Genomic DNA, 7,324 nt, shown 5'->3' with positions numbered 1-7,324 from the left:
AATCCGGCGAGCACGAAGACCAAACTGCACCTATGGAGTTAGCTGCCAGAAACGCCACCACTACCTGCGGTATATTGGGTAAAACAGCCGCCACACGATCGCCTGGCCTCACTCCTATTTGTTTGAGCCAGGTAGCAACCGCCGCCACTTCCGCTTCCAGCTGCTCCCAGGATATTTCACGAAGTCCCTCTTGCTCAGACTTAAACAGAATGGCGGGACGATCTTTTGTTTTATTCCTGAAAATATGCTCTGCGTAGTTGAGCTTGGAGCGGGTAAACCATTTAGTGCCGATCATCCCGCTTTGGGGGCGCTGCAAAACTTCGAGATACAGATCGTGAGACTTAATATTGAAGTAGTTCCAGAGACTTTCCCAGAAATCTTCCAGATCGGTTACAGACCATTCCCAGAGGTCGTGATAAGATCGAAAATAAAGTCCCTTTTTGACAAAAAGCCAATCCATATACTTTTTCAGATTGGATTGTTCCAGCAATGTCCGTCCAGGTTTCCATAGTGGCTGAGTCTGCACCTCGGTTGACATATTCAATTCCTTTCATTGAAGATTTAGATACGAAGTCCCTGCAACGGGCAATTCGCTGATAGTACTAATAAACGTTGCTTTATCACTTTTGACATAAAACAAATGCGAAATATTTAACCGGAAAATTGGCGTATCTTTGCAGGCTAATCTATAAATTATCAACACTTTCTGATGATCAGATACGCTGGCTAACTGATTTTGGTGGCATTAATATCAGAAATATCCACAACAAATCACTTTCAGTTACAAGCAATTTGTTAAGAGGAAAAAATCCCAGTAGTGATACTGCATTCCTGAAATGAGAAAAAGAACAAACAATGCGAGACCGGCAGGTGGCCCGTCTTCGGGTGGAGGGGACAAATCCTTCCGCAAAAGCAGCGGCGGCGGCAATTCATTCAGAAAACCAAAGCCGGAGACTGAAAGCCGTTTCAGTAAGCCGAGTGTTAAAAAATCCAGTCTGAAATTCTCAGCACAGGAAAACAAGCCCGCCAAATCACGTCCAAGCTTCGGACACGAAAAACCGGCCGATGACAGGCCACGTTTCAATCGCGAACAAGGTGGCTTCCGCAAAGACAAGCCTTTTGGAAATTCCGGCGGTTTCAAAAAAGAATCCGGTTTCCAGGGCGAGAAAAGATCTTTCAGAAAACCTGAACCAGGAGATACCCGGCCTTTCAGACCGCGCTTTGATGACGGAAATGCAGAAAGAAGACCTTTTTCAGACAAAAGAACATCAGGCGAAAAACCACGATTTGATAAACCCCGGACATTCCGTCCTGAGGGAAAGCCTGCATTTGACAACAGGGAAGACAGAAGCAACTTCCGTCCGAGAGAACCCCGTGAAGGTGGAACAAGAGAAGGGTTCAGATCGCGGGAAGACAGAGGGCCGGAAAACCGTGCACCGCGTGGAGAGCGATTTGAAAGGGAAGAAAGAGCGCCGAGAGAAGGTTACAGACCGAGAGAAGATAGAAATCAGAGCGACGAACGCGCACCAAGAAGTGACAGATTTGCACGTGACGAAAGAGCACCAAAAGCAAGAGAAGATCGGGCGCCGAGAGAAGAAAGAGCATCTGATACAGAAGACAGAAGCGGATTAGAGCGCAGAGTGGGCAGATATGAGACTGCGCCCCGCTACAATCTGCAGGATTATGAAAAGAAGATAGCTCCTAAAAAAAAAGAAGAAACCAGCACTGATATCAGGCTGAACCGCTATATCGCGAATGCAGGTATCTGTTCGCGCAGAGAAGCTGATGATCTGATTTCTTCGGGCCAGATTTCGGTAAATGGTAAAACGATCACCGAAATGGGTTATAAGGTGAAGGCGAGTGATGTTGTCAAATATGGCAAAAAAGCGCTGAATCCTGAGAAGATGGTCTATATCCTGATCAACAAACCAAAGGATTACATTACCACGACCGACGATCCGGAAGAACGTAAAACGGTTTTAGACCTGATCAAAGGCGCTTGCAACGAGCGCGTTTATCCGGTAGGACGTTTGGATAGAAATACCACTGGTTTGCTGCTGCTGACTAATGATGGCGAGCTTGCCGAAAAGCTGACGCACCCGTCAAGCGGAATCAAGAAGATTTACCAGGCAGAGCTGGACAAACCGATTACGAACGAGGATTTCGAACAGTTACAGCACGGAGTAGATCTGGAAGATGGATTTATCCGTCCCGACGAAGTCGGAATCGTAACGCCGGACGCAATGGTAGTTGGACTTGAGATTCACAGCGGCCGCAACCGGATCGTTCGCCGGATGTTTGAGCACCTGGGTTACGAAGTTCAGAAGCTTGACCGGACTGTTTTCGCAGGGTTGAACAAAAAAGACCTGCCACGCGGTAAGTGGCGGTTTTTAAGCGAAAAGGAAGTTGTGAGGCTTAAATATATGCTTTGATACAAACAAAAAATGGCTGCGGGATCCGCAGCCATTTTTTGTTTTACCTTCATTCAGATTACAATCTGAATCCGAATGAGAATACATCGTAAGGTGCGTCAGGGTAAAGTCCCTCAAATGTCACCATAGACTCTTCTTTTCCGGCGATTGCAGCTTCGAATTCCTTCACGGTACGAACTGCCTTTCCATTTACTTTGGTAATAATAAAGCCTTCTTCCACTTGCGAGCGGGCAAATTTGCCGCCTTCGATAGAAACTACTTTCACACCACCTTCCACTTTATATCTCGACAAACGCTGCTTCTCTGCGTCGCTCAGGTTACCAAACTGCGCCCCAAGCACATTCATGATTGCAGCCGTTTCATCGCGTTTGATGATATCAGAGCCACCTGTTCTGTTACGAAGTGTAATGCTCAGTTCTTTCTCTTTGCCTTCACGATTGACAGTCAGGTTCACTTTATCGCCAGGTTTGTGCAGACCGATAGATTGTTGCAGTTCAGGAACTGAGTGAATGTCAACTCCGTCCACTTTCACGATCACGTCGCCTTTATTTACACCACCAGCTTTTGCGGCGCTGTTTTCAGTGAATTCACGTACGTAAACACCATCGTTTACTTTCACGCCGTATTCTTCTGCTTTTCTGCTATCCAGATCATCAAGCTGAATTCCAAGGTAACCGCGTTGCACATTACCAAACTTAATAAGGTCGCTGGACACTTTCTTCACAATGCTGGAAGGAACTGCGAATGCATAACCTGCGAAGCTACCAGTTGGACTGGCGATAGCGGTGTTGATACCGATCAATTCACCTTTCAGGTTAACAAGTGCACCACCGCTGTTTCCAGGGTTAACAACTGCGTCAGTCTGGATAAAAGATTCAAGCGGCGAGTCTCCTGCGGTTGCAGAAGCCGGGGTAACTCCATTGCGACGTGACTGACCGATAATACCAAGACCACGACCTTTTGCACTTACAATACCAGCAGTTACCGTTGATTCGAGGTTAAATGGGTTACCTACGGCAACTACCCACTCTCCTACTTTCACTGCGTCTGAGTTACCCAATGTTACGGCAGGAAGATCTTTCGCTTCCACTTTAATCACCGCGATATCGGTAGAAGGGTCAGTACCGATTACCTTCGCTCTGTATTTTCTTTTATTATGCAAAGTAACTTCCAGCTCCTGTGCACCTTCCACAACGTGGTTATTTGTTACAATGTAACCATCACCTGAGATAATCACGCCGGAACCAGAAGCTTCCTGCGACTGAGGGCCGCGCTGGCCTCCTCCGAAATCATCTCCGAAGAAATCCCTGAAAATGTCCGGAATCTGCTGGCCGCCGCCGCGGGAAGCCTGGCGTGTCATTGTCGATTTTATGTGAACTACGGTTGGTGTAGTTGCTTCTGCTGCGTAGACAAAGTCTCCCGGTGCACCTACGGGCGCGCCAGTTGAGGTAAAACGTGCGATAGATTCGGTAGGGGCCTCTTTGAAAATCACATTTGTGCCGCTGTCCGGACCTAATAGTTTAAAGCCGGCAAGAGTTGATGCACTTGAAATCAACCCAACCAACACTAAACCTTTCCAATTTGTTTTCATAGACATATGTTGGGGTTTTTATTTTATGAATGATTAACGCAAAGCAAATAAGTATTTATTCCCTTTTCAGGCCCGTTTAACATAATTTAACAAAGATATTTCATTTCAAATCTAACCAAAATATCCTGCCAGTAAGGTTCACTTTGAGTGCTTTTCGTCGATCATAGAAGAAGGCGTTATTCGTGAAAATAACGCCTTCCTTACTTCAGAATTTCAATTAAGCGATTTCGATCTGGCGAGCAGGTTTTTCTTTCGCTTCTTCACGTTTTGGCAACAAAACACTTAAAATTCCGTCTCCATAATTAGCTTCAATTTTGTCGCCATCAATGGAGTTTGGCAATGTGAAAGTTCTTTGGAAGGAGTTGTATTTGAACTCTCTACGAGTATATTTCTCCCCTGCTTCCTCACTATTCTGCTCTTTATGGGCAGAGATTGTCAGCTGATCTTTTTCAAGGTTCAATTTGAAGTCCGACTTCTGTAAACCAGGAGCGGCTACTTCAATGCGGAATCCTTCTTTGCTTTCAACCACATTCACGGCCGGAACACTTCCGGAGAAAGCTGGTGTGTTAAACTCGTTGAAGAGATCTTTTCCAAAAAATCCGTTCAGGTAAGAAGGAGTTGCGAATTGGGTTTTAACTAATGTGCTCATTGCTATAAAATTTTATGTTTTCGATTTCCAGTTTTAACCTTCGTGGTATGCAGTGATATTATCAACTTCCATTCCGGGCAATAAAAACCATAAATAGTAAGACAAAAAGTCAGCAAAATTAGATATGAAAAGAATATAAGCGACATAATGTCCGCTTTTAACTTGACCGACCTGTAAAATGACAGTTTTATCGCCTGTTAACGCATTGCGTGTTGCCTACCGTAATTCGAGGATGGCACAAGCCTGCTCGGAAGCGGATTGTTCTGCTTTCTTTTTGGTAAAACCGTTTCCGGTAGCGAAAGGCTCGTCGTTGACGAGTATCTGGGAGATGAATTCGCGATGGTGGCGGGTACCTCGTTCTTCGAGTATTTCAAAACGGATTTCCTTGCCCTCACGCTGCGCCCATTCGATGATGAGGCTTTTGAAGTTCGCATTGTTCTGAATAATATTATCCAGATCATAATGCGTGATGAGTTTGCTGATAATGAAGGTTCGGGTAAACCGGAAACCTTTGTCGAGGTAAATGGCGCCTACAAATGCTTCCAGCGCATCGCCATACATAGAGGAGCGCGGCGACATTCCGCGGCGATTTCCATCGTATTCGATCAGCCTGTCGAGGCCCAGCTTGCGGGATATTTGGTTCAGGGATTCGCGGTTGACAATCCGGGAGCGGATTTCAGTGAGGAAACCTTCGTCTTTGTAGGGGTATTTGGTAAAAAGAAACTCTGCGACCACCATACCTAACACTGCGTCGCCCAGGTATTCAAGTCTTTCATTTGACTCGCGAAAACCTTTGATAGCAGTTTCTTTGGATGCAGAAGTATGGCGAAATGCGAGCTGGTAAACGCCTAAGTTGGAGGGGCGGTCACCGATTACGTGTGCAATGGACTCCTTAAATTTTTTATCCTCAGCACTTCCGGTACGGAAGAGAGAAAGTATCGGTATAAGAATTCGCTTTGCCAATTGTAGAAAGTTTATCAGTCTTCATACTTTTTGAAAATGACTGATGCATTGTGACCTCCAAATCCAAAAGTGTTACTCAAGGCGATATCCACCTTGCGTTTCTCTGCTTTGTTAAAAGTAAGATTTAGTCTTGGATTAATTTCCGGATCATCTGTAAAATGGTTGATCGTCGGTGGTACAATCTGGTCTTTGATCGCCATAATGCAGGCAGCAGCTTCAATAGCTCCCGCGCCTCCAAGCAAGTGCCCGGTCATGGACTTGGTAGAACTGATGTTCAAATTGTAAGCGTGCTCACCGAAGAAAGTCTCGATTGCCTTGATTTCCTGCGGATCACCAATCGGCGTAGAAGTACCGTGGGTATTAATGTAATCAACATCTGACGGCTGGATGCCGGCATTTTCAAGTGCATTTTTCATTACCATAAATGCACCCAAACCTTCCGGATGCGGGGCGGTAATATGGTATGCATCCGAAGACATACCTGCACCTATCATTTCGGCGTAGATTTTGGCTCCCCTGGCTTTTGCATGTTCCAGATCTTCCAGAATAAGTGCGGCACCGCCTTCTCCCAAAACAAAACCGTCGCGATCCTTATCATAAGGACGTGACGCAGTTTCAGGACTGTCGTTTCTTTCAGAAAGTGCTTTTAATGCATTGAACCCTCCAACACCAGCAATCGTAATAGCTGCTTCGGAGCCGCCTGAGATACATACATTCATCATACCGAGTTTGATATAATTAAATGCATCGATCAGCGCGTTGGTAGCTGATGCACAGGCGGATACGGTGATAAAATTAGGTCCCCGGAAACCGTAGCGAATCGAGAGAACTCCCGATGCACTGTCCACGATCATTTTAGGGATAAAGAAAGGGTTAAAGCGAGGTGTTTTGCCATTCTCGGAGAAGTTCATTACTTCTTCTTCGAAAGTTTTTAACCCTCCAATTCCTGAGCCCCAAATTACACCGGCTTTGTCGAGATCAAGCGTATCTACGTCAAAGCCGGCGTCCTTCATAGCTTCGTCTGCAGCAATAACGGCGTACTGAGTAAACGGGTCCATTTTACGTGCTTCCTGTCGCGGGATGTAAGTATTGATGTCCAATCCCTTGACTTCACAGGCAAAACGGGTGCGAAACTTCTCAGCATCAAATTTTGTAATTGGCGCTGCGCCGCTTACCCCCGCAACCAGATTTGTCCAAAAGGTAGAAACATCATTCCCGATGGGCGTCAGTGCACCCATTCCTGTAATCACAACTCGCTTAAAACTCATAAAAAAGGACAGAAATTGAAGATGATAACTGGCTTAAAGACCGAATTACTTCACGTTCTCTTCCAGATATGCAACAGCTTGGCCTACTGTACCAATGTTCTCTGCCTGGTCGTCAGGAATAGATAGATTGAATTCTTTTTCAAACTCCATAATCAATTCAACGGTGTCTAGAGAGTCCGCTCCCAAGTCGTTCTGGAAGTTTGCTTCCGGTGTAACCTCCGACTCTTCTACGCCGAGTTTCTCGACGATAATTTGCTTAACTCTTTCTGCAATTGCTGACATTTTATAATCACTTTTTGGTTAAAATCGCAACAAAGAAAGATATTTCAGTTCACTTTTTCAAAATTTTTTTCCTGCCTTATTTTTATTGCAATAATTGCTTCTGAAATAAAAAAAGCAGAAAATCAGCTCCTTATCAGGT

At 45.3% G+C, this 7,324-nt stretch carries 7 protein-coding genes; 1 reads left to right on the top strand and 6 read right to left on the bottom strand.

What is annotated here, in order from left to right; all coding sequences use genetic code 11:
• Positions 1-538 (bottom strand): AMP-binding protein (locus ACTIE6_RS07545; RefSeq protein WP_439556056.1); only part of this gene is annotated, 538 nt, incomplete at its 3' end.
• Between the two features lie 298 nt (positions 539-836).
• Here ACTIE6_RS07545 and ACTIE6_RS07540 point away from each other — a divergent pair.
• Positions 837-2,432, top strand: coding sequence for a pseudouridine synthase (locus ACTIE6_RS07540; RefSeq protein WP_439556055.1), 1,596 nt, complete (start codon positions 837-839; stop codon positions 2,430-2,432).
• 58 nt (positions 2,433-2,490) lie between these two features.
• On the opposite strand, the gene ACTIE6_RS07535 is transcribed toward ACTIE6_RS07540, so the two are convergent.
• The 5 genes from ACTIE6_RS07535 to ACTIE6_RS07515 form a co-directional block, all read right to left on the bottom strand.
• Positions 2,491-4,023: a Do family serine endopeptidase gene (locus ACTIE6_RS07535; protein ID WP_439556054.1), complete on the bottom strand. Its 1,533-nt coding sequence runs from the start codon at positions 4,021-4,023 to the stop codon at positions 2,491-2,493.
• A gap of 217 nt (positions 4,024-4,240) precedes the next feature.
• On the bottom strand, positions 4,241-4,672 hold the full coding sequence (locus ACTIE6_RS07530) for an Hsp20/alpha crystallin family protein (protein ID WP_439556053.1): 432 nt from the start codon (positions 4,670-4,672) through the stop codon (positions 4,241-4,243).
• A gap of 216 nt (positions 4,673-4,888) precedes the next feature.
• On the bottom strand, positions 4,889-5,635 hold the full coding sequence (gene rnc, locus ACTIE6_RS07525) for a ribonuclease III (RefSeq protein WP_439556052.1): 747 nt from the start codon (positions 5,633-5,635) through the stop codon (positions 4,889-4,891).
• Positions 5,636-5,649: 14 nt separating this feature from the next.
• Positions 5,650-6,903 carry a beta-ketoacyl-ACP synthase II gene (gene fabF, locus ACTIE6_RS07520; RefSeq protein ID WP_439556051.1) on the bottom strand — a complete coding sequence of 418 codons (1,254 nt, stop codon included), beginning with the start codon at positions 6,901-6,903 and terminating at the stop codon, positions 5,650-5,652.
• 45 nt (positions 6,904-6,948) lie between these two features.
• Positions 6,949-7,185, bottom strand: a complete 237-nt coding sequence (locus ACTIE6_RS07515) for an acyl carrier protein (protein ID WP_015813362.1) — start codon at positions 7,183-7,185, stop codon at positions 6,949-6,951.
• Between the last annotated feature and the right edge of the window lie 139 nt (positions 7,186-7,324).

The sequence above is a fragment of the Dyadobacter sp. genome (assembly GCF_051859145.1).
Lineage (GTDB): Bacteria > Bacteroidota > Bacteroidia > Cytophagales > Spirosomataceae > Dyadobacter.
The sequence above is the reverse complement of the archived record's forward strand: the minus strand, read 5'-3'. Positions and strand labels throughout refer to the sequence as shown.

Coding starts and splice junctions, on each gene's coding strand:
- ACTIE6_RS07515 (WP_015813362.1), bottom strand. CDS start 7,185: ATGTCAGCAATTGCAGAAAGAGTTAAGCAAATTATCGTCGAGAAACTC.
- ACTIE6_RS07530 (WP_439556053.1), bottom strand. CDS start 4,672: ATGAGCACATTAGTTAAAACCCAATTCGCAACTCCTTCTTACCTGAAC.
- ACTIE6_RS07540 (WP_439556055.1), top strand. CDS start 837: ATGAGAAAAAGAACAAACAATGCGAGACCGGCAGGTGGCCCGTCTTCG.
- fabF (WP_439556051.1), bottom strand. CDS start 6,903: ATGAGTTTTAAGCGAGTTGTGATTACAGGAATGGGTGCACTGACGCCC.
- ACTIE6_RS07535 (WP_439556054.1), bottom strand. CDS start 4,023: ATGAAAACAAATTGGAAAGGTTTAGTGTTGGTTGGGTTGATTTCAAGT.